This is a genomic window from Variovorax sp. GW823-FHT04B03 (assembly GCF_058796495.1).
On the sequence record NZ_JBXAIT010000001.1, the window covers coordinates 908,680 to 930,577 of the forward strand.

The window sequence follows — 21,898 nt, forward strand, 5'->3', positions numbered from 1 at the left end:
CCCATGACAAAGAAACTGCGCTCGACCGAATGGTTCGGCTCCGCCGACAAGAACGGCTTCATGTACCGCAGCTGGATGAAGAACCAGGGCATCCCGGACCACGAGTTCGACGGCCGCCCCATCGTCGGCATCTGCAACACCTGGTCGGAACTCACGCCGTGCAACGCGCACTTCCGCAAGATCGCCGAGCACGTGAAGCGCGGCATCTCGGAGGCGGGCGGTTTTCCGGTCGAGTTCCCGGTGTTCTCGAACGGCGAATCGAACCTGCGGCCCACGGCCATGCTCACGCGCAACCTCGCGAGCATGGACGTGGAAGAGGCCATCCGCGGCAATCCGGTCGATGCGGTGGTGCTGCTCACGGGCTGCGACAAGACCACGCCCGCGCTGCTGATGGGCGCGGCCAGCTGCGACATCCCGGCCATCGTGGTCACGGGCGGACCGATGCTCAACGGCAAGCTCGACGGCAAGGACATCGGCTCGGGCACGGCCGTGTGGCAGCTGCACGAATCGCTGAAGGCGGGCGAGATCAACCTGCACCAGTTCCTCTCGGCCGAAGGCGGCATGTCGCGCTCGGCGGGCACCTGCAACACGATGGGCACGGCCTCCACCATGGCCTGCATGGCCGAGGCGCTGGGCACCTCGCTGCCGCACAACGCGGCGATTCCGGCGGTCGATGCGCGGCGCTACGTGCTGGCGCAGATGTCGGGCGCGCGCGCGGTGCAGATGGCCAAGGACGGACTCACGCTGTCGAAGATCCTCACGCGCGAGGCCTTCGAGAATGCGATCCGCGTGAATGCGGCCATCGGTGGATCGACCAACGCGGTGATCCACCTGAAGGCGATCGCGGGGCGCATCGGCGTCGAGCTCGAGCTGGAAGACTGGACGCGCATCGGCAGCCACACGCCGACCATCGTGGACCTCATGCCCTCGGGGCGCTTCCTGATGGAAGAGTTCTATTACGCGGGCGGCCTGCCCGCCGTGCTGCGCCGCCTCGGAGAGAACGGGCTGCTGCCGCATCCCGGCGCGCTCACCGTCAACGGCCAGTCGCTCTGGGACAACGTGCGCGAGGCGCCGAGCCTCAACGACGAAGTGATCCGCCCGCTCGACAACCCGCTCATCGCCGACGGCGGCATCCGCATCCTGCGCGGCAACCTGTCGCCGCGCGGCGCGGTGCTCAAGCCCTCGGCCGCCACGCCCGAGCTGCTGAAGCACCGCGGCCGCGCCGTGGTGTTCGAGAACCTGGAGCACTACAAGGCACGCATCGTCGATGAAGACCTCGACATCGACGCGAGCTGCGTGATGGTGCTGAAGAACTGCGGCCCCAAGGGCTACCCCGGCATGGCCGAGGTGGGCAACATGGGGCTGCCGCCGAAGCTGCTGCGCCAGGGCGTGAAGGACATGGTGCGCATCTCCGACGCGCGCATGAGCGGCACGGCGTACGGCACGGTGGTACTGCACGTCGCGCCCGAAGCGGCCGACGGCGGGCCGCTCGCGGCGGTGCGCGATGGCGACTGGATCGAGCTCGATTGCGATGCGGGGCGACTGCACCTGGACATCAGCGACGAGGAGCTGGCGTCGCGCCTGGCCTCGTTGTCCGCGTCCGATGCGCAGCCGATGAGCACGCGCGGCGGCGGCTACCAGAAGCTCTACGTCAACCACGTGCTGCAGGCCGACGAAGGCTGCGACTTCGATTTCCTGGTCGGCTGCAGAGGCTCGGCCGTTCCCCGCCATTCGCATTGACTCGCCCCCAGGCTGCGCGCACTTCGTGTCGCTTCGCCAACCCCCTACCGGGGACAACACCAGCGGCCCGGCAAAGCCGGTTCCGCGGTGTCCCCCCCGAAAGAGCCTTGTTCAACCGCCATGCCCAAACCCATGAACTACAACCTGTCCAATCCTCGATACCGCGGCATCTTCCCGGTGGTACCCACCACCTTCACCGAACAGGGCGCGCTCGATCTCGAAAGCCAGAAGCGCTGCGTCGATTTCATGATCGACGCGGGCTCCGACGGGCTGTGCATCCTGGCGAATTTCTCCGAGCAGTTCGTGCTGTCCGACGAGGAGCGCGAGGTGCTCACGCGCACCATCCTCGAGCACGTGAAGGGACGCGTGCCGGTGATCGTGACGACCACGCACTACAGCACCCAGGTCTGCGCCGAGCGCAGCCGCCGCGCGCAGGCGATGGGCGCGGCGATGCTGATGGTGATGCCGCCGTACCACGGCGCGACCTTCCGCGTGCCCGAGCCGCAGATCCACGAGTTCTACGCACGGCTGTCGGATGCGGTGAAGATTCCGATCATGATCCAGGACGCACCCGCGAGCGGCACGGTGCTGTCGGCGCCGTTCCTCGCACGCATGGCGAAAGAGATCGAGCAGGTCGCGTATTTCAAGATCGAAACTGCTGGCGCCGCGTCGAAGCTGCGCGAGCTGATCCGTTTGGGCGGCGATGCCATCGAAGGGCCGTGGGACGGTGAAGAAGCGATCACGCTGATGTCCGACCTCGATGCCGGCGCGACCGGTGCGATGACCGGCGGCGGTTATCCGGACGGCATCCGCCCCATCATCGAGGCACACCGTTCCGGCGACCGCGACCAGGCCTTCGCGCTGTACCAGCGGTGGCTGCCGCTCATCAACTGCGAGAACCGCCAAGCGGGCCTGCTGGCCTGCAAGGCGCTCATGAAGGAAGGCGGCGTGATCGCCTGCGAAGCGCCGCGGCATCCGCTGCCCGCGCTGCATCCCGAGACGCGCGCGGGCCTCATCGAGACCGCGCGGCGGCTCGATCCGTTGGTGTTGCGCTGGGGGAAATGAAAAAAGGCGGGCCCGGGTACGCCAGGTACCGGACCGCCATGGGACGGGCTCAGGAAGCGGCGCTGTTGCCCGCTTCGAGCTCGGTGACTTGCAGCGAGAGATCGAACAGCTTGGACTTGCTGGCGTAGTAGCGGTCCAGGCGCCACTCCTTCAGGATGTCCATCGCAAGCTGGAAGCTCTTGTAGTCGAGGCTGTAGAGCGTGATCAACTCGAAGCTGCGTTCGGCTTCGAGCGCCAGCACGAGTTGGGCAAGGATCTTGGCCGATTCGTTGGCCGGGTCCGTTTCAATGAATCGGCGAGCGACCTTGATGGCATTCATGGGAAAGTGTTCCTCGGTTGGCAGGGACCGGGAACTATAGCTAGCACATGCCTGTATTTTGTGACGATTTGATGACAAACGAGGGCATCGCCCGCGAACGTGTCGTCGGTGTTATCACCGAGGCGCATTCCGGGCGATGCGCACCGGGTCACTGCACCGGCACGGGGCGCGGCATGGGCATCGGCATCGGTTCCGCAGGCATCGGTGCCGGCATCGGCGGCGGCAATGTTGCGGCCGGTATGTTCACCACGCGGGTCGAGACTGATTCGCGGATCACGCCGCCACCCATCACGCTGCCATCGACATTGCTGCGGATGTTGCCTGCGCTGCCCAGCACGCGGGCTTCGCAGTCGGCACGCTCGGCCGGCGGCTGCAGACCGCAGCGGGCCACGGCGTTGGCGCGGTAGTCGGGCGCGGAGGTGAGGCCGCCGCGCGCCGCGGCCTGGCGCGCGGCGCCGGCTTCGCGGATGCAGGCGGCACGGTCCTGCTGGTTGTGGCCGCAGACCGCAATCTCCTGCTGGTAGGTGCTGCCGCCGCCATCGCCACGGGCGGCCGTGGCGATGGTGGTGGTGGCCAGCCCGCTGAGTGCAAGCAGGGCAAAGATCATCGAACGCGCATTGTTTGGCATGGTGTGCTCCTTGTTGGCGTATCGGGGTGAAGGCCGGCCTCGCGCGATCAGCGCGCCGGCTGCACGGGCTGCGGCGGCAGCGGGGTGACGGTTTCGCGGATCACGCCGCCGCCCATCACGCTGCCTTCGGTGGAGGTGCGCGCGCCGCCGCGGATGCGCGCTTCGCAATCGGCGCGGTCGGCCACGGGTTGTTCGCGGCAGCGTGCGAGCGCGTTGGCGTCTTCGCGTTCCGCACCGGGGGTGGTCAGGCCGTGGCGACCGGCTTCCTGGCGCGCGGCGCCGGCTTCGCGCAGGCAGGCCGCGCGGTCCTGTTGCACGCCGTCGCAGGTGGCGCGCTCCTTCTGCATGCGGGCGTCGCTGCCGGGCGCCTGGGCCGAGGCCAGCGGCGCGCCGGCCATGAAGAAGCCACCGACGGCCACGAGGGCAGCGGTTGAAAGCGTGGAACGGAAGGTGTGGGTCGTCATCGGGGCTCCTGAAGGGGCGCGCCGTGCGAACAGAAAACAGAAAACAAAAGAACGCAGGGCGCGACCGGTGACCCAGTGTGGGCCGGCCGGTGGCGCGGGGCTGTGGGACAAGCCGCACGCCGTGGAGCGGGCCGGACGCGCCCCTGCGTGTGGGACACGTCCGTCAGCGCAAGGAGGGCGGGCCTCCTGCGCTGCGGGGCGGGCGGATCAGCCCTGCGCGATGCGCTGCGCGAGGTGGGCCAGCGCCTCTTCGACCTGGTCCACGAGGATGAGCGACAGGTCGCCCGGCTGCAGCCGGGCCAGCGCCGTGTCGATGGCGACGAACTCGCCGCGGATCTCGTCGATCTGGCGCGTGCGCGATGCGCCCTGCAGGCCCTGGCGCAGCAGCGCCATGACCTCGCCGTCGGCCCGGCCGCGCTGCGCCGCGTCCTGGTACAGGATCACGTCGTCGAAGGCCTGGCCGAGGATCGCGGTCTGGTCGCGGATGTCGGAATCGCGCCGGTCGCCCGCGCCGCTGATGACCACCGAACGCTTGTTGGCGGGCATGGTGTCCACCGCCGACACCAGCGCCTTCATGGCGTCGGTGTTGTGGCCGTAGTCGGCGATCACGGTGGCGCCGCGGTAGTCCATGACGTTGAAGCGCCCGGGCACGCCGGCCGCGTCGTTCATGAAGCTCGACAGGCCGCTGCGGATGGTGTCCCAATCGAGGCCCACGGCCCACGCGGCGGCCACCGAGGCCATCACGTTGTCGACCTGGAAGCCGATGGTGCCGCCGCGCGTAATCGGCACGTCGCGCAGCGCGATGCGTTCGCGCCACGAGCCTTCGGCGGCCACCAGCGTGTCCTGGTCGACGTACACGGTGCGCTTGCCCTGCGCGCGGTGCGTGGCCATCACCGGGTGCATGCGGTCGGCGGTGAAGAAGATCACGTTGCCGGGGCAGCCGGCCGCCATGGCGGCGACGTTCACGTCGGCCGCGTTGAGCACCGCGTAGCCGTCGGGCGCCACGTTGCGCACGATCACGCGCTTGAGCACCGCCAGGTCTTCCACCGTGGTGATGTAGTTCAGGCCCAGGTGGTCGCCGCTGCCGATGTTGGTGACCACGGCCACCTCGCAGCGGTCGAAGCCCAGGCCCTCGCGCAGCACGCCGCCGCGGGCCACTTCGAACACGGCCGCGTCGACGTCGGGGTGCATCAGCACGTTGCGCGCGCTCTTGGGGCCGCTGCAGTCGCCGCTGTCGGTCTGGCGGCCGTTGACGTACACGCCGTCGGTGTTCGTCATGCCGGTGCGCAGGCCGCTGGAGGCAATGATGTGGTTGATCAGGCGCGCGGTGGTGGTCTTGCCGTTGGTGCCGGTGACGGCCACCACGGGAATGCGGCCGTCGTCGCCGGGGGCGAACAGCGTGTCCATCACCGCTTCGCCGACCGCGCGGCCGCGGCCGAACGAGGGCGAGATGTGCATGCGCAGGCCGGGCGCGGCGTTCACTTCGACCACGCCGCCGTGCTGCTCTTCGAGCGGGCGCAGCACGTTCTCGCAGACCATGTCGACGCCGCAGATGTGCAGGCCGACCATCTGCGCCGCATCGACCGCGCGCGCGGCCACTTCGGGGTGCACGGTGTCGGTGACGTCGGTGGCGGTGCCGCCGGTCGAGAGGTTGGCGTTGTTGCGCAGCACGACGCGCTGGCCCAGCTCGGGCACGCTCTCGGGCGTGAGGCCCTGCGACTCGAGCCGGCCGATGGCGATGTCGTCCAGGCGGATCTTGGTGAGCGAGGTGGCGTGGCCCTCGCCGCGGCGCGGGTCGAGGTTCACGGTGTCGACCAGCTGGCGCACGGTGGAGCTGCCGTCGCCGATCACCTGCGGCGGGTCGCGCCGCGCAGCGGCCACGAGGCGGTCGCCCACCACCAGCAGGCGGAAGTCGAAGCCGGGCAGGAATTTCTCGACCATCACCTCGCCGTACGCGGCGGCCGAGTCGTAGGCCGAATTCAGCTGCTCGCGCGTGGTGATGTTCACCGTCACGCCCTTGCCCTGGTTGCCGTCCTGCGGCTTGACCACGACCGGCAGGCCGATTTCTTCCGCGGCGGCCCAGCCGTCGTCGGCGCTGCTCACGGGGCGGCCCAGCGGCACTGGCACGCCGGCGGCGTTGAGCAGCTGCTTGGTGAGTTCCTTGTCCTGCGCGATCGATTCGGCCACGCCGCTGGTGCTGTCGATCTCGGCGGCCTGGATGCGGCGCTGCTTGGAGCCCCAGCCGAACTGCACCAGGCTGCCGCTGGTGAGGCGGCGGTACGGAATGCCGCGCGCCACGGCGGCGTCGACGATGGAGCCGGTGCTCGGGCCCAGGCGTTCCGATTCGTCGAGGTCGCGCAGCTCGGTGATGGCGGCGTCGGCGTCGAAGGGGGTGTCGGCCAGCGCGGCCTGGATCAGCTCTTCGGCCAGCGCGAGGGCGCGGCGGCCCACGTCTTCCTCGGTGTACTGCACGGTGACCTGGTACACGCCTTCTTCGGTCGTGGGCGCGGTGTTGCCGAAGTTGACGGCGCAGCCGGCCTGGGCCTGCAGCGCCACGGCGGCGTTCTCGAGCACGTGGGCCAGCGCCAGCGGCTGGCCGAGCACCATCGGGTGCAGCTCGCCGATGGTCGGGAAGCGGGCGCGCAGGCGGGCTTCGAACCCGTCGAGCTTGCCGACGGCGTTCTCGTCGCCTTCGCAGGCCACGACGGCCTCGATGGTGGTGTGGCGGCTCCAGAGATTGGGGCCGCGCAGGGCGCGGATGCGGGTGACTTTCATGGGGCTACGGCACGGGGCGCGCGGTTGCGGTGATCTTGCGGTGTGACCAGGGCGCCGGCCCCGCGGGTGGCGGGGCGGCGCATCGTGTCATGCCAGTTGTAGTTGGGGCGAAAGGGGCGAGGCCTGCGACAGCTGCAGCGAGGCCAGGGCCGCCTGCAGGTCGGCTTCGAAGGCCTCGACGCCGGCGCCGATCAGGTTGAGCGGAATGCCCATGGCCCAGGCGGCGGCCACGGCGGCCAGCAGGCTTTCGAGGCTCACGCCGACGTGGGTCGCGCGCCAGATGGTCAGGCGACCCAGGCCGGGCAGGAACGATTCGCTCGTGCCGTTGGCCAGCACCACGCGGTCCTGGCGCACCAGCACGGCCTTGCCGCCTTCGGCCTGGTGCGCGGCGAGCGCGGCGGCCTGCGGGTCGGCCGCATAGAGGATGACGGCGCCATCGCACAGCGGCGCCAGCGCGGCGATGCGCGGCTCGTCGGCGTTGAGCACGGCCGTGCCTTCGCCCAGCACCACGTCGACCTGGGTGCGCAGCACCTTGACCATCTGGTCGCTCTCGGTGATGTCGTAGTCGGCCAGGGCTTCGCAGCCTTCGAGGTCGGTCACGATGCCGACTTCGCAGCGGTCGTAGGCCAGGCCGTCGCGCAGGATGGTCTCGGCGCCGTTCTCGATCACCACGGCCTCGACGGCGCGGTTCACGAGCAGGCGGTGGCCGGCGTCCCAGTTGGCGCTGTCGCGTGCATCGACGCGGCGGCGTTCCAGGAACAGGCCGTCGCGGCAGGCCAGGCCGGTGTGGCGCCCGCCGAGGTTGATGAGCCAGGCCACCAGCCGCGCGAGCACGGCGGTGTCGCGCGAACCGGCCACGCCCACCACGGGGATGCGGCCGGGCGCGTCGTTCGGGAACAGGTGGTCGCAGATGGCGCGGCCCACGGGGCGCGGCGAGCCGATGGCCGGCTTCAGGTGCATCAGCAGGCCGGGGCCGGCGTTCACTTCGACGATCGCGCCGCCCTGCGGGCCCAGCGGCTTGGAAATGTCTTGCGCGACCATGTCGATGCCCGCGATGTCCAGGCCGACCACGCGGGCGGCCAGCACGGCGGCATGCGCCACCTCGGGGTGCACGAGGTCGGTGCAGTCGTAGGCCATGTTGCCGTTGCGCTGGATCGTCACCACGCGGCCGGCGGCGGGCACCGAGTTGCCGTCCAGTTCCTGGCGCTTGAGCTCCAGCTGCAGCTTGGCATCGGTGGCCAGCACGATCACGTCGAGCGGAAATTCTTCTTCGGCGCCGCGGCGCGGGTCGCTGTTGAGCTGCTTGTCGATCAGCCCGGCCACGGTGTTCGTGCCGTCGCCGGTCACGGTGATGATCTCGCCGCGCGCGGCCGCCACCACCTCGCCGCCCACCACCAGCAGGCGGTGTTCGTGGCCGCGGATGAAGCGCTCGACCATCACGTCGCTGCCCTCGGGCTCGGCGACCGCGAAGGCGGCCATGACTTCCTCGCGCGTCGTCAGCTCGAGCGACACGCCGCGGCCGTGGTTGGCGTCCGACGGCTTCACGACCACGGGCAGGCCGATGTCCTCGGCGGCTTCCCAGGCTTCTTCGGGAGACTCGACCACCTGGCCGTGCGGCACGGGCACGCCGCAGCTGGCGAGCAGCGACTTGGTCAGCTCCTTGTCGCTGGCGATCGATTCGCCGATGGCGCTGGTGTAGTCGGTCTCGGCGGTCCAGATGCGCTGCTGGTTGGCGCCGTAGCCCAGCTGCACCAGGTTGCCGCTGTTCAGGCGCATGTGCGGAATGCCGCGGTCGGTGGCGGCGGACACGATGGCCGCGGTGCTCGGGCCGAGGTAGCAGTCCTCGACCTTGGCCTTGACCGCCTCGACGGCGGTCTGCACGTCGGCGGCGGTGAACGGGTCGTTGTTGATGGCCGCCATCAGCAGGCGGTGGCCTTCGGTGAGCGCCACGCGGGCGACCTGCTCGTCACGCGCGCGGAACACCATGCGGTACACGCCGTGCTCCGAGGTGCTGCGGGTCTGGCCGAAGCCGGTCGGCATGCCGGCCAGGTTCAGCAGCTCGATCACGACGTGTTCCAGCACGTGGCCCGACCAGGTGCCTTCGGTGAGGCGCTGGATGAACCCGCCGCGCTCGCCCACGCCGCAGTGGTGCTCGATGAGCGCCGGCAGCAGGGTGGTCAGCCGGTCGGTGAAACCGTCGATCTTGTTGGAGGGGAAGTCTTCCAGTTGGCCCAGGTCGAGCCAGACTTCGAGCACCGGACGGTAGGTCCAGAGGTTGGGACCGCGCAAATAGTTGATGCGCAGCAATTGGATGTCGTCGAAACGGGTCATGCAAACGTTCGATGTGCTTTGGCCGAGCACCACGGCGCCTTCAAGCGCACCCATGGCGATCGGTCAGAATCGGCGCCCGACCAAGGACGCCATGACGCGGTCCCAGCGGCCCGCGACGGGCAAGAGTCAAATAAACACAATGCAACATCACGATCCAGTCGGCGCCCAGGCGGGCGAAACGGAGGCGGTCTCAGGCGTGCTGAAAAGCCGACTCGCAGGCGCTGAAAACGTTTCGGTAACACTTGCGGTTGACCTCGACGACCAACTTCGCTTCGCCACGGGCCTCGTCGCCCTGACCGACCAGCGGCTCATCGCCCTGGAACCCGGCGGCGAATGGCGTGAGTGGCCACTCACCGATCAGGCCTTGGAAATGCGTCTTTCCGACCACGCAGGCGTCGGAACCCTCGACCTCATCGGACCCTCCGGACAACTCGCCCGCTGGCGCTACACCCTGGCCGGCCAGCCGGCGGCGCTGAAGCTGCTCAAGCTGTTCGGCCAGCGCGCCGCGCCCGCTGTCGCGAAGGCGACAGAAGAGGCGCCCGAACTTCTCGACGTGGATGGCACCGACACCGAGCTCCAGACCCCGCCCTCGACCTGGGTGCTGCTGCGCCTGGGCCGCTTCGCCGGGCCGTACCGCAAGCAGCTGATCCTCGGGTTTGTCCTGACCCTGATCTCCACCGCCGCCACGCTGGTGCCGCCGTACCTGACCATCCCGCTGATGGACGACATCCTGATCCCGTTCCAGAACGGGCAGAAGATCGATTCCGGCCGGGTCGGCCTCTACCTGGGCGGCCTGCTGATCGCGGCGCTGGTCGGCTGGGGGCTGGGCTGGGCGCGCACCTACCTGCTGGCGCTGGTCTCGGAACGCATCGGCGCCGACCTGCGCACCACCACCTACGAGCACCTGCTGACCCTGCCGCTGGACTATTTCGGCGGCAAGCGCACCGGCGACCTGATGGCGCGCATCGGCTCGGAAACCGACCGCATCAACGTCTTCCTGTCGCTGCACGCGCTCGATTTCGCCAACGACGTGCTGATGATCGTCATGACGGCGGCCATCCTGATCTCGATCAACCCGCTGCTGGCCGTGGTCACGCTGGTGCCGCTGCCCTTCATCGCCTGGATGATCCACGTCGTGCGCGACCGCCTGCGCACCGGCTTCGAGAAGATCGACCGCGTCTGGTCCGAAGTGACCAACGTGCTGGCCGACACCATCCCCGGCATCCGCGTGGTGAAGGCCTTTGCGCAGGAGCGCCGCGAAGCCGAGCGCTTCCGCGTCGCCAACGCCTACAACCTGCAGGTCAACGACAAGCTCAACCGCACCTGGTCGCTGTTCACGCCGACCGTGTCGCTGCTGACCGAAATCGGCCTGCTCGTGGTCTGGGCCTTCGGCATCTGGCAGGTGGCGCGCGGCAGCATCACGGTGGGTGTGCTCACCGCCTTCATCGCCTACATCGGCCGCTTCTACACGCGGCTCGACTCGATGAGCCGCATCGTCTCGGTCACACAGAAGGCCGCCGCCGGCGCCAAGCGCATCTTCGACATCCTCGACCACGTGAGCAACGTGCCCGAGCCGGCCAACCCGGTGAAGGTGGAGCGCGTGCAGGGCCGCATCGAGATGAGCGGCCTCGGCTTCCGCTACGGCTCGCGCGCCGTGATCCACGACCTCGACCTGACCATCGAGCCCGGCGAGATGATCGGCCTCGTGGGCCACAGCGGCTCGGGCAAGAGCACGCTGGTCAACCTGATCTGCCGCTTCTACGACGTGACCGACGGCGCCATCAAGGTCGACGGCACCGACATCCGCCGCTTCGCCGTGGCCGACTACCGTCGCCACGTCGGGCTGGTGCTGCAGGAGCCCTTCCTGTTCTTCGGCACGATCGCGCAGAACATCGCCTACGGCAAGCCCGACGCCACGCGCGAAGAGGTGGTGGCCGCAGCCCGCGCAGCCCACGCGCACGACTTCATCCTGCGCCTGCCGCACGGCTACGACTCGCTGGTCGGCGAGCGCGGCCAGGGCCTGTCGGGCGGCGAGCGCCAGCGCATCAGCATCGCGCGGGCGCTGCTCATCGACCCGCGCATCCTGATCCTCGACGAGGCCACCTCGGCCGTCGACACCGAGACCGAGAAGGAAATCCAGAAGGCGCTCGACAACCTCGTGCAGGGCCGCACCACCATCGCCATCGCCCACCGCCTGTCCACGCTGCGCAAGGCCGACCGCCTCGTGGTCATGGACCGCGGCGAGGTGGTCGAGGTCGGGCCGCACGACGCGCTCATGGCCAAGCAGGGCGCCTACTGGCGCCTGTACCAGGCGCAGCTGCGCCAGGGCGACGAAGACGATGTGAGCGAAGGCGCCGCCGACGAGCGCGCCAACGCCCAGGCGCCGCTGGCCGTGAGCCACGCCGCCCATCCGGCAGGGGACGTGTGATGAGTAGCAGCACCAATACCACCATCAGCTTCGAACTCGCACGCGACACCTTCGGGCGCCTCGTGCTGACCGACGCACAGGGCGAGCACCACGTGGGCGTGACACCCGTGCGCGCCTTTCCGCTCAGTGCGCCCAACGAGGGCGTGTCGCTCGTCGGCAGCGAAGGCCGCGAACTCGTGTGGGTCGACCGCGTCGACCAGCTGCCCGCGCCCACCCAGGCGCTGCTGACCGAAGAACTCGCCGTGCGCGACTTCGCGCCCACCTTGCTGAAGCTGCACGGCGTGTCCAGCTTCGGCGTGCCCAGCACCTGGACCGTGAGCACCGACCGCGGCGACACCAGCTTCGTGCTCAAGGCCGAGGAAGACATCCGCCGGCTCGAGGGCGGCGCGCTGCTCATCGCGAGCGCGCACGGCGTGCAGTTCCGCATTCCCGACGCGAAGGCGCTGGATCGCGCGTCGCGCAAGCTGCTGGAGCGCTTTCTCTAGAAGCAGCGCAGAACAGGGCGGCCCGCAGCATCGATCGGCTGCGAAAATCGTGCATTTGCACTACAACGGCCCCGCCGTTGACGGACATGCCCCTGCACACCACCGCCCTCGTTCTCTTCTCCGGCGGCCAGGACTCGGCCACCTGCCTGGCCGAGGCCCTGTCCAAGTACCAGCGTGTCGAAACGCTGGGCTTCGACTACGGCCAGCGCCACCGCGTCGAGCTCGACGTGCGCGGCACCGTGCTCGCAAAGATGCGCGAGCGCTTTCCCGAATGGGCGCCGCGCCTGGGCGAAGACCACGTGCTCACGCTGGCTGCGCTGGCGCAGCTCGGCGGCTCCTCGCTCACCGAAGAAGTCGCCTTCGCCATGCAGGCCGACGGCCTGCCCAACACCTTCGTGCCGGGGCGCAACCTGCTGTTCCTCACGCTGGCGGGCGCGCTGGCCTACCGGCGCGGGCTGCAGGTGATCGTCACCGGTGTCTGCGAAACTGACTTCTCGGGCTACCCCGACTGCCGCGACGACACCATGAAGGCGATGCAGCTCGCGCTGTCGCTCGGGCTGGAGCGCCGCCTCGTGATCGAGACGCCGCTCATGTGGATCGACAAGGCCGAGACCTGGGCGCTGGCCCACCGGCTGGGCGGCCAGCCGCTGGTCGACCTGATCGTGGAAGAAACCCACACCTGCTACCTCGGCGACCGCGAGCACCGCCAGGCCTGGGGCTACGGCTGCGGCGAATGCCCGGCCTGCGACCTGCGCAAGAAGGGCTGGGAGCGCTACGCCGCTGCGGGCTGAGCAGCTGTAGAGGTATCGAGCCGGTAGCGCGCGCCGCCGGCTGCACTTTCGTCCTGCGGCACCAGCGTCCACCGCTGGCCGTGAAAATCGCCCACCGCCGGACGGTGCGCGATCGACACCATCGCGCCGCCGCCCGCGCGCACCGTGTCGGCCAGCCGCTGGTAGAGCACGGCTTCGGCCGGTGCATCGAGCGCGCTGGTCACTTCATCGGCGAAGAGCCACGCCGGCTTCTTCAGCAGCACCCGCGCGATGGCCAGCCGCTGCTGCTCGCCGCCCGAGAGCTTCTGGCTCCAGGCGTCGCTGTCGTCGAGCCGGTTCGCGAGGTCGGGCAGCAGCGCATCGGCCAGGGCCTGGCGCAGCTGGTCGTCGCTGAAGCCGGCGGCCGGGTGCGGGTAGGTCAGCGCCTCGCGCAGCTTGCCGTCGGGCAGGTAGGGGCGCTGCGGCATGAAGACCGCGTCGGCCGGGGCTTGCACCTTGCCGCGCGCAAACGGCCAGATGCCCGCGAAAGCGCGGAACAGCGTCGACTTTCCGCTGCCCGAGGGTCCTTGCAGCAGCACGCTGTCGCCGGGGCGCACCGCCAGCGCGGCACCGGCCAGCAGCTGCGTGCCATTGGGCAGCGCGAGCGTGAGGTCGCTGGTGCCCAGCGTGGCGGCGCCTTCTTCGCGCTGCAGGGCGTCTTCGCGCGCGGCGTGGGCGCGCATCGCGTCGTCGAAGCTGATCAGGCGGTCGGTGGTGGCGCGCCAGACGGCCACCTTGTCGTAGTTTTCGACGAACCAGCTCAGCGATTCCTGCACCTTGTCGAAGGCCGAGGAAATCTGCATGAGGGCACCCAGCTGGATGGCGCCGCTGAAGAAGCGCGGCGCTGAAACGAGGAACGGGAAGATCAGCGAGGCCTGACCGAACATCGCGGTGAAGGTGACCAGGTTCTTCCGCTTCTTGATCAGCTGCAGGTAGTTGCGCAGCACCGCGCCGAAGCGCGTGTCGAGCTGGCCACGCTCCACTGTTTCGCCGTGGTCGAGCGCGATCGCTTCGCTGTACTCGCGCACGCGCACCAGGTGGTGGCGGAAGTCGGCCTCGAAGCGCTGCTGGCGGAAGTTCAGGCCGATCAGCGGCCGGCCGATGAAATGCGTGATGACCGTGCCGACCACGCAGTAGACCAGCGCCAGCCACACCATCGAGCCGGCGATCTGGTAGGTGCTGCCGCCCAGCGACAGGTCGAAGGTGCCCGACAGGCCCCACAGGATGCCAATGAAGCTCAGCAGCGTGACCACCGCGTTCAGCAAATCCATCGACAGCACCATCGTGGCATTGGTGAACATCTGCAGGTCCTCCTGGATGCGCTGGTCGGGGTTGTCGGGCGTGACGCCGTCGGCCTGCGCGTAGCGCGCCAGCTCCAGGTGATAGAAGGTCCGGTCGGCCATCCAGCGGCCGAGGTAGTTCCGGGTCATCCAGGCGCGCCAGCGCAACTGGAGCATCTGTGTCACGTAGAACTTCGCCACCTGGATCGCGATGTTGAAGAAGGCCAGCACGGCGAACACGCGGATTTCGCGCCAGAAGACCACCGCGTCCTTGTTCTGCAACGCATCGTAGAAACGGCCGTACCACTGATTGAAGAGCACCAGCGCGTACACATAGGCCAGGTTCAGCGCCACGATGCCCGCGAACATCAGGCGCGCCCGCCATTTCTCCTCGTCCGAGTTGAAGTAGGGCGCCGCGAGCCGCAGCACGCGGCGCACGACCTGGACGAACGTGCTGACACGCGCCGCGACGGTGGGGGATGGAGCAGATGACATGCGGATTTCCTCGCAGGCGCCGATGCGCCGGACCTCGTGAGGCGCCCATCGTAGACAAGTGCGTCTTAAGCGGGGCTGAAGGCGGCTCCCGCCGCCCCGCCAGCCCTCAGCGCAGCATCACGCGCGCCGCCGTCGCCAGGAAATGCGCCAGCGGCGGCGTTCGCAGCCCCTCGGCCTTGGCCGCTTCGTCCCACAGCCGCAGCCGCACCGCGTCGCCCGACCACGGCAGGCCCGCAAAGCGCTGCGCCGCGTCGTCGTCCATCACGCCGCCCTGCAGCGCCAGGCTGCGCACTGAATCGGGCGAGAGCTTCGACACGTAGCCCGGCCGCGTCGCGCACAGGTAGCGCTTGGCGTCCACATGCAGGCGGATCGGCTCGCGCACCGCCACGTCGAAGGCGCCGCGCAGCAGCGGCAGCGCGACGTACTGGTGGCGGTCGTCAATGCCCAGTTCGGTGGGCGAGCGCGACAGCGTCTGGTGCTCGGCGATCAGCAGGTGCCCCAGGTCGTGCAGCAATGCGGCCGTCACGAGCGTGTCGCCGGCGCCCGCCTGTTCGGCCAGCCAGGCGCATTGCAACGCGTGTTCGAGCTGCGACACCGGCTCGCCCGCGTACGCCAGCGCGCCGCGTTCGGCGAACAGGCGAGCGATCTCGGCGAGGTCGAGTGTCATGGGATTGCAAAAGAACGGTGTGCGACAGCCTGTACAGGCTCGCGTCGCTCGATGACAGCCGTGTGACGAAAGTGCAAACGCCGCAGCGCGGGTACGGCCGTGTGACAAACCTTTGTCACATAGCGCTGCGAGCATCGCTGCGTTCACGGCCCCGGCCGTGTTTTCTTTTTGCGTACACCGCCTGTTCTTACCTCGAGGGAATCTCCCATGCTGCATCGTCGTCTGATGTGGGCCGCCGTGCCCGCCGCCTTGTTCTCGCTGGCTTTCGCCGCCTCGGCCCAAGGCCGCACCGAGCTGCTGGTCTACACCGCGCTCGAAGCCGACCAGGTGCAGGCCTACAAGGCCGCCTTCGAAAAGGAGAACCCGGCCATCGAACTGAAGTTCGTGCGCGACTCCACCGGCATCGTCACCGCCAAGCTGCTGGCCGAAAAGGCCAACCCGCAGGCCGACGTGGTGTGGGGCCTGGCCGCCACCTCGCTGATGCTGCTCGACAAGGAAGGGATGCTCCAGCCCTACGCCCCCAAGGGCCTGGACGCCATCAAGCCCACCATGCGCGACACGGCCAACCCGCCCAAGTGGGTCGGCATGGACGTGTGGTCGTCGGCCATCTGCTTCAACACCGCCGAAGCCACGAAGAAGAACCTGCCCAAGCCCACCAGCTGGGCCGACCTGACCAACCCGGTCTACAAGGGCCAGATCACCATGCCCAACCCGGCCGCCTCGGGCACCGGCTACCTCATGGTGTCGGGCTGGATCCAGATGATGGGCGAGGACAAGGCCTGGAAGTACATGGACGCGCTGCACCAGAACATCGGCGTGTACAGCCTGTCGGGCAGCAAGCCCTGCCGCCAGGCCGGCGCCGGCGAGTTCGCGCTCGGCATGTCCTTCGAATACCGCGCCAACAAGACCAAGCGCGACGGCGCGCCCATCGACATCGTGCTGCCCAAGGAAGGCCTGGGCTGGGACATGGAAGCCACCGGCATCATCAAGACCAGCAAGAAGCAGGACGCCGCCAAGGCCCTGGCCGACTGGGCCGTGACCAAGCAGGCCAACGAGCTGTACGCGAAGAACTTCGCCGTGCTCGCGCTGCCGGGCATCCAGGAAAAGCTGGAGTTCGTGCCGGGCGACGTCGAGAAGCTGCTGGCCAAGAACGACTTCAACTGGGCTGCCGCCAACCGCGATCGCATCCTGACGGAATGGTCGAAGCGCTACGACGCCAAGGCTGAAAAGAAGCCGATGTGATCGGGGTTCCGGGCAGCCGCACATGACCAGCTTTCTCTCTCTTCGCGGCATCGGCAAGTCCTTTGGCGCCACGCGCGTGCTCGACGGCATCGACCTGGACATCGAGCCCGGCGAGTTCGTCTGCCTGCTCGGTCCTTCGGGCTGCGGCAAGACCACGCTGCTGCGCATCGTGTGCGGCATCGAGCGCGCCGACAGCGGGCAGATCCTGCTCGGCGGCCAGGACATCGCGGGCCTGCCGCCGGCGGGGCGCGGCTTCGGCGTGGTGTTCCAGTCGTATGCGCTGTTCCCCAACCTCACGGCGGCGCAGAACATCGCCTACGGCCTGCACCCCACGGGTGCCTTGGCGCGCGAGATGGCCAAGCGCTCGCGCGAGATGCTCGACCTGGTCGGCCTTACCGCGCATGCCGACAAGTACCCCGTGCAGCTCTCGGGCGGCCAGCAGCAGCGCATCGCGCTGGCGCGCGCCCTGGCGCCCAACCCGCGCCTGCTGCTGCTCGACGAGCCGCTCTCCGCGCTCGACGCGCAGGTGCGCGCCACGCTGCGCAGCGAAATCCGCGCGCTGCAGAAGCGCCTGGGCATCGTCACCATCATGGTCACGCACGACCAGGAAGAAGCCCTCTCGATGGCCGACCGCGTGGTGCTGATGCACAACGGCCGCATCGAGCAGGCCGGCACGCCCGACGAGCTGTACCGCAAGCCGCGCACCCGCTTCGTGGCGGGCTTCGTGGGCCGCATGAACATGCTGCCCGCCACCGTGCTGGCCGACGGCAAGGTGCGCGTGCGCGACAGCGAACTGTTCTGCGCGCCCGGCAGCCTCAGCGTGGGTTCGCAGGCCACCGTGGGCATCCGCCCCGAGCATGTGGTGGTGAAGCGCTTCGGTTCCGAGCTCGGCACCAACAGCTTCGCCGCGCGCCTGCTCGACACCGAGTTCTTCGGCAACCGCACCTCGGCGCGCCTGGCCTGCGAGCCACTGGGCATCGAGATCGAGGCCGAGCTGCCCGCCGATGCGCGCAGCGGCGGCGAAGAGCCGCTGGTGCCCTGCAGCATGGTGCACATCCAACTTCCCCTGAACGCGCTGTCGGTCCTGGCGCAATGAAATGACATCGGGCTTGTCGGTGCCTTGTCGTTGGGAGCGCAGTCCTTCAGGGCGCGCTCACGCCGACGGGGTACCTTGCTCCGCGAATGTCCCCCGGCCTGCGGCCTCCTCCTTGATTTCGCTGCGCAAGGCACCCCATCGACGTGAGCGTGACACACAGCGGTCGTTGATCGGCTGCACACCAGCGCAGCGTCCCGTGCGCAGGACACTGGGTGCTTCCCGCAGCGAAATCAAGGAGGAGCCGAAGGCGGGGGACATTCGCGGAGGGAAGTACCCGGTGGCCTGTGCACGCGCCCTGAACAACGAAACCAAAACAAGAACAACATGAGCAGTTCCACAGAAGCCCTCGCCCCGATCGCGATCCCGCGTTCGAATCACTTCGACCGCGAACGCTGGCTCACCGGCGCCGCCGTGCTGCTCGTCGTGCTGCTGCTCGTCGTGATCGTCGCGCTCCCCGTCGGCGCCCTCGTCGGCCAGAGCTTCTACGACCGCGCAGGCAGCTTCGTCGGCCTGACCAACTTCGCGCGCTACCTCGAGAGCCCCGCACTCGTGCAGTCGGCCTTCAACAGCGTGCTGCTCGCGGTGATCAGCGCCGTGCTGTGCACCGCCATCGCCTACGTGTACGCCTACGGCCTCACGCTCTCGTGCATGCCCGCCAAGGGCCTGTTGCGCGCCGTGGCGCTCATGCCGCTGCTGGCGCCCTCGCTGCTGCCGGCCATCAGCCTGATCTACCTGTTCGGCAACCAGGGCCTGTTCAAGGGGCTGCTGGGCGACCTTTCGATCTACGGCCCGCTGGGCATCGTGCTCGGCTCGGTGTTCTGGACGCTGCCGCATGCGCTGCTGATCCTCACCACCGCCATGGCCACCTCGGACGGGCGCCTGTACGAAGCCGCGCAGACCCTGGGCGCTTCGCGCTGGCGCATCTTCCGCACCGTCACGCTGCCCTCGTCGCGCTACGGCCTCATCGTGGCCGCGATGGTCGTGTTCGTGCTCGTCATCACCGACTTCGGCGTGCCCAAGGTCGTGGGCGGCCAGACCGGCGTGCTCGCGACCGACATCTACAAGCAGGTGGTCGGCCAGCAGAACTTCCAGATGGGCGCGGTGGTCGGCCTCGTGCTGCTGATTCCGGCCGTGCTGTCGTTCCTCGTCGAGCGGCGCGTGCGGCGCAAGCAGGCCGCGGCGCTGTCGGCGCGCGCTACGCCCTACCAGCCCGAGCCCGTGAAATCGCGCGACCGCGCGCTGCTCGCGTTCTGCACGCTCACCGCCATCGCCATCGTCGTGATGATCGGCATGGCCGTGTTCGCCTCGCTCGCCAGCTACTGGCCCTACAAGCTCACGCCCTCGCTGAAGAACTACGACTTCAGCAACATGGACGGCGGCGGCTGGGGCAGCTACGGCAACTCGCTGCGCCTGGCGCTGTGCGCGGCCGTGGCGGGCGCGCTCGCCACCTTCGTGTCCGCCTACTTCGTGGAGAAGCCGCGCCACTTCGGCCTGCTGCGCGAACTGCTGAACCTGCTGGCCAACCTGCCGCTGGCGGTGCCGGGGCTCGTGCTCGGCGTGGGCTACATCTTCTTCTTCAACTCGGCCGCGAACCCGCTGCACGGGCTGTACGGTGGCATGGCGATTCTGGTGATCTGCACCGTGGCGCACTTCTTCTCGGTGGCGCACCTCACCTCGCTCACCGCGCTGCGCCAGCTCGACCGCGAGTACGAGCTGGTGTCCGAATCGATGGGCGTGCCATTCTGGCGCACGCTGTGGCGCGTGCACCTGCCGGTGGCGCTGCCCACGGTGCTCAACGTGGCCGGCTACTTCTTCGTCAACGCGATGACCACCGTGTCGGCCGTCGTGTTCCTCTATTCGCCGCAGACCACGCTGGCCGCCATCGCCGTGCTCAACATGGACGATGCCGGCGACGTGGCACCCGCCGCCGCCATGGCCTCGCTCATCATGCTCACGGCCGCCGTCGGCCGCGGCCTGTTCGCGCTGGCCGGGCACTGGGCGCTGAAGCGCACGCAAGCCTGGAGACAACGTTGATGAACCCCAGCATGTCCGTCGACAGCTTCGACGTGATCGTGGTCGGCGCCGGCATCGTCGGCCTGGCCCATGCCTACACCGCCGCGCAGCGCGGCCTGCGCGTGTGCGTGGTCGAGCGCGATGCCGCGTGCCTGGGCGCATCGATCCGCAACTTCGGCTTCATCACCGTCACCGGCCAGGCGCCGGGCGACATGTGGCGCCGCGCCATGCATTCGCGCGACGTGTGGCAGGCCATCGCGCCGCAGGCCGGCATCGACATCGTGCACCGGCACCTCTGGCTCGCGGCGTACCGGCCCGAGGCGCATGCCGTGCTCGAAGCCTTCCTGCGCACGCCGATGGCCGAGGCCTGCGCGCTCATCGACGCCACCGATGCGCAGGCGAGGGCGCCCGGCCTCAACCTCGCGCAGGCGCGCTCGGTGCTGTTCAGCCCGCACGAGCTGCGCGTCGAATCGCGCACCGCCGTCGGCCTGCTCGCGCGCTGGCTGGCCGAGGTGCACGGCGTGGTGTTCCGCTTCGGCGAGACCGTGCACGAGGTCGAAACCCCGCGCGTGCGCACCTCGCGCGGCACCCTGCGCGGCGAACGCGTGGTGGTCTGCACCAACACCGAATTGCATGGCCTGTTCGCCGGCCGCATCGCCGCGCACGACCTCACGCTGTGCCGCCTGCAGATGCTGCGCGTGCAGCCCGAGGCGGGCTTTCGCCTGCCGGGCGCGGTCATGACCGACCTGAGCCTGGTGCGCTACGAGGGCTACAGCAGCTTGCCCGAAGCGGCGGCGCTGCGCGAGCGGCTGATGCAGGAAGAGCGCGCCTCGCTCGACCACGGCATCCACCTCATCGTCGTGCAGAGCGCCGACGGCTCGCTGGTGGTCGGAGACTCGCACCACTACGGCGACGCGCCCGAACCCTTCGCCATCGAAGCGGTCGACCAGCTCATCCTGCGCCACCTGCGCAGCACGCTGAATCTTGAGACCGCGCAGGTCACCGAACGCTGGACCGGCGTGTACCCGTCTTCGAAGACCACGCCTTGCGTGATTGACGCGCCCGACGACGCCACGCGCGTGGTGCTGGTCACCAGCGGCAGCGGCGCGAGCACGGGCTTCGGCATTGCCGCCGACGTGTTCGACGCGTGGTGAGCGCCGCCACTTTCCTGACCTTTCCTCCCCTTTCGCCATGAACGCCCATCACCATTCCAAGCTGCAAGCCGTCGTCTTCGACTGGGCCGGCACCATCCTCGACTTCGGTTCCTGCGCCCCGATGGGCGCCTTCGTGAAGCTGTTCGCGCAGTTCGGCATCGACATCACCATCGATGAAGCACGCGCCCCGATGGGCATGGCCAAGTGGGACCACATCAAGGCCCTGGGCACGCAGCCGCGCATCGCCGCGCAGTGGGAAGCCGAGCATGGCCATGCCTTCAGCGACGCGGACGTCGACCGCCTGTACGAGGTGTTCACGCCCATGAACGCGGCCAGCGTGCGCGACCACACCGACTTCATTCCCGGTGCTCTCGAGGCCGTCAACGCGGCCCGCGAGCGCGGCCTGAAGATCGGCTCCACCACCGGCTACAACCGCCCGATCATGGACGTCGTCACGCCGCTCGCCGCAGCCGGCGGCTATGAACCCGACAACCTCGTGTGCGCCGGCGACCTCGCGGCGGGCCGCCCGTCGCCGCTCATGATGTACCGCTGCTTCGCCGACCTCGGCGTGTGGCCGCCGCACGCCGTCGTCAAGGTCGACGACACCGGCGTGGGCCTGCAGGAGGGCCTGAACGCCGGTACCTGGGCCGTGGGCGTGTCGGTCAGCGGCAACGTCAACGGCCTGACGCTGGCCGAGTGGCAAGCGCTCGACGCCGACAGCCAGCAGGCCCGCCGCGCCCGCGCCACCGCCGAGCTGCAGGCCGCCGGCGCGCACTACGTGATCGACAGCGTGGCCGACCTGCCGAACGTGCTGGAAGACATCGAGCGCCGCCTGCAGGCCGGCGAGCGGCCGGAAGTCCTTTTGCGCTGAAGCAGAAAGCTCGCTTTACCGACGGTGGCTGGCGCT

General features: G+C 69.1%; 17 protein-coding genes. 10 read left to right on the forward strand and 7 right to left on the reverse strand.

Going from position 1 to position 21,898, the window contains the following annotated elements:
• The first annotated feature begins 3 nt into the window (after positions 1–3).
• Both AC1RAD_RS04080 and AC1RAD_RS04085 read left to right on the forward strand, forming a co-directional pair.
• On the forward strand, positions 4–1,740 hold the full coding sequence (locus tag AC1RAD_RS04080; RefSeq protein WP_139700879.1) for an IlvD/Edd family dehydratase: 1,737 nt from the start codon (positions 4–6) through the stop codon (positions 1,738–1,740).
• Between the two features lie 120 nt (positions 1,741–1,860).
• Entirely contained in the window at positions 1,861–2,805 is a 945-nt protein-coding gene (locus tag AC1RAD_RS04085; protein WP_492734011.1) for a dihydrodipicolinate synthase family protein, read from the forward strand.
• Between the two features lie 49 nt (positions 2,806–2,854).
• Here the strand turns inward: AC1RAD_RS04085 and AC1RAD_RS04090 are convergent, their stop codons facing one another.
• The 5 genes from AC1RAD_RS04090 to AC1RAD_RS04110 all read right to left on the reverse strand — a co-directional run bounded on the left by AC1RAD_RS04090 (position 2,855) and on the right by AC1RAD_RS04110 (position 9,322).
• Positions 2,855–3,124: a hypothetical protein gene (locus AC1RAD_RS04090; protein WP_062480564.1), complete on the reverse strand. Its 270-nt coding sequence runs from the start codon at positions 3,122–3,124 to the stop codon at positions 2,855–2,857.
• A gap of 148 nt (positions 3,125–3,272) precedes the next feature.
• Positions 3,273–3,752 carry a hypothetical protein gene (locus tag AC1RAD_RS04095; RefSeq protein WP_159278495.1) on the reverse strand — a complete coding sequence of 160 codons (480 nt, stop codon included), beginning with the start codon at positions 3,750–3,752 and terminating at the stop codon, positions 3,273–3,275.
• 47 nt (positions 3,753–3,799) lie between these two features.
• Positions 3,800–4,216 (reverse strand): hypothetical protein, encoded by a 417-nt coding sequence (locus AC1RAD_RS04100; RefSeq protein ID WP_307695526.1) that lies wholly within the window; start codon positions 4,214–4,216, stop codon positions 3,800–3,802.
• Between the two features lie 207 nt (positions 4,217–4,423).
• Positions 4,424–6,991, reverse strand: a complete 2,568-nt coding sequence (cphA, locus tag AC1RAD_RS04105; RefSeq protein ID WP_492734012.1) for a cyanophycin synthetase — start codon at positions 6,989–6,991, stop codon at positions 4,424–4,426.
• A gap of 87 nt (positions 6,992–7,078) precedes the next feature.
• Positions 7,079–9,322, reverse strand: a complete 2,244-nt coding sequence (locus AC1RAD_RS04110) for a cyanophycin synthetase (protein WP_235944232.1) — start codon at positions 9,320–9,322, stop codon at positions 7,079–7,081.
• A gap of 139 nt (positions 9,323–9,461) precedes the next feature.
• On the opposite strand from AC1RAD_RS04110, the gene AC1RAD_RS04115 reads away from it, so the two are divergent.
• The 3 genes from AC1RAD_RS04115 to queC all read left to right on the forward strand — a co-directional run bounded on the left by AC1RAD_RS04115 (position 9,462) and on the right by queC (position 13,026).
• A complete protein-coding gene (locus tag AC1RAD_RS04115) occupies positions 9,462–11,750 on the forward strand; it encodes a cyanophycin metabolism-associated ABC transporter (RefSeq protein WP_492734013.1) in 2,289 nt (762 codons plus the stop codon).
• On the forward strand, positions 11,750–12,235 hold the full coding sequence (locus AC1RAD_RS04120) for a cyanophycin metabolism-associated DUF1854 family protein (RefSeq protein ID WP_492734014.1): 486 nt from the start codon (positions 11,750–11,752) through the stop codon (positions 12,233–12,235). Before AC1RAD_RS04115 ends, AC1RAD_RS04120 begins: the two co-directional genes overlap by 1 nt.
• A gap of 86 nt (positions 12,236–12,321) precedes the next feature.
• Positions 12,322–13,026, forward strand: a complete 705-nt coding sequence (queC, locus tag AC1RAD_RS04125; protein ID WP_492734547.1) for a 7-cyano-7-deazaguanine synthase QueC — start codon at positions 12,322–12,324, stop codon at positions 13,024–13,026.
• Here the strand turns inward: queC and AC1RAD_RS04130 are convergent.
• A complete protein-coding gene (locus AC1RAD_RS04130) occupies positions 13,008–14,819 on the reverse strand; it encodes an ABC transporter ATP-binding protein/permease (protein WP_492734015.1) in 1,812 nt (603 codons plus the stop codon). The genes queC and AC1RAD_RS04130 overlap by 19 nt on opposite strands.
• Before the next feature lie 106 nt (positions 14,820–14,925).
• Positions 14,926–15,486: a phosphonate degradation HD-domain oxygenase gene (locus AC1RAD_RS04135; RefSeq protein ID WP_492734016.1), complete on the reverse strand. Its 561-nt coding sequence runs from the start codon at positions 15,484–15,486 to the stop codon at positions 14,926–14,928.
• 207 nt (positions 15,487–15,693) lie between these two features.
• On the opposite strand from AC1RAD_RS04135, the gene AC1RAD_RS04140 reads away from it, so the two are divergent.
• From AC1RAD_RS04140 to phnX, 5 genes are all read left to right on the forward strand, one after another.
• The gene (locus AC1RAD_RS04140) at positions 15,694–16,728 is read left to right on the forward strand and encodes a putative 2-aminoethylphosphonate ABC transporter substrate-binding protein (protein WP_062481319.1); all 1,035 of its coding nucleotides are present in this window, start codon (positions 15,694–15,696) and stop codon (positions 16,726–16,728) included.
• A 22-nt stretch (positions 16,729–16,750) separates the two neighbouring features.
• Complete coding sequence (locus tag AC1RAD_RS04145) at positions 16,751–17,824, forward strand: ABC transporter ATP-binding protein (protein ID WP_492734017.1); 1,074 nt, start codon at positions 16,751–16,753, stop codon at positions 17,822–17,824.
• A gap of 324 nt (positions 17,825–18,148) precedes the next feature.
• Complete coding sequence (locus tag AC1RAD_RS04150) at positions 18,149–19,858, forward strand: putative 2-aminoethylphosphonate ABC transporter permease subunit (RefSeq protein ID WP_492734018.1); 1,710 nt, start codon at positions 18,149–18,151, stop codon at positions 19,856–19,858.
• Complete coding sequence (locus tag AC1RAD_RS04155; RefSeq protein ID WP_492734019.1) at positions 19,858–20,991, forward strand: TIGR03364 family FAD-dependent oxidoreductase; 1,134 nt, start codon at positions 19,858–19,860, stop codon at positions 20,989–20,991. Before AC1RAD_RS04150 ends, AC1RAD_RS04155 begins: the two co-directional genes overlap by 1 nt.
• Positions 20,992–21,028: 37 nt before the next feature.
• Positions 21,029–21,862, forward strand: a complete 834-nt coding sequence (gene phnX / locus AC1RAD_RS04160) for a phosphonoacetaldehyde hydrolase (RefSeq protein ID WP_492734020.1) — start codon at positions 21,029–21,031, stop codon at positions 21,860–21,862.
• Positions 21,863–21,898: the final 36 nt, after the last annotated feature.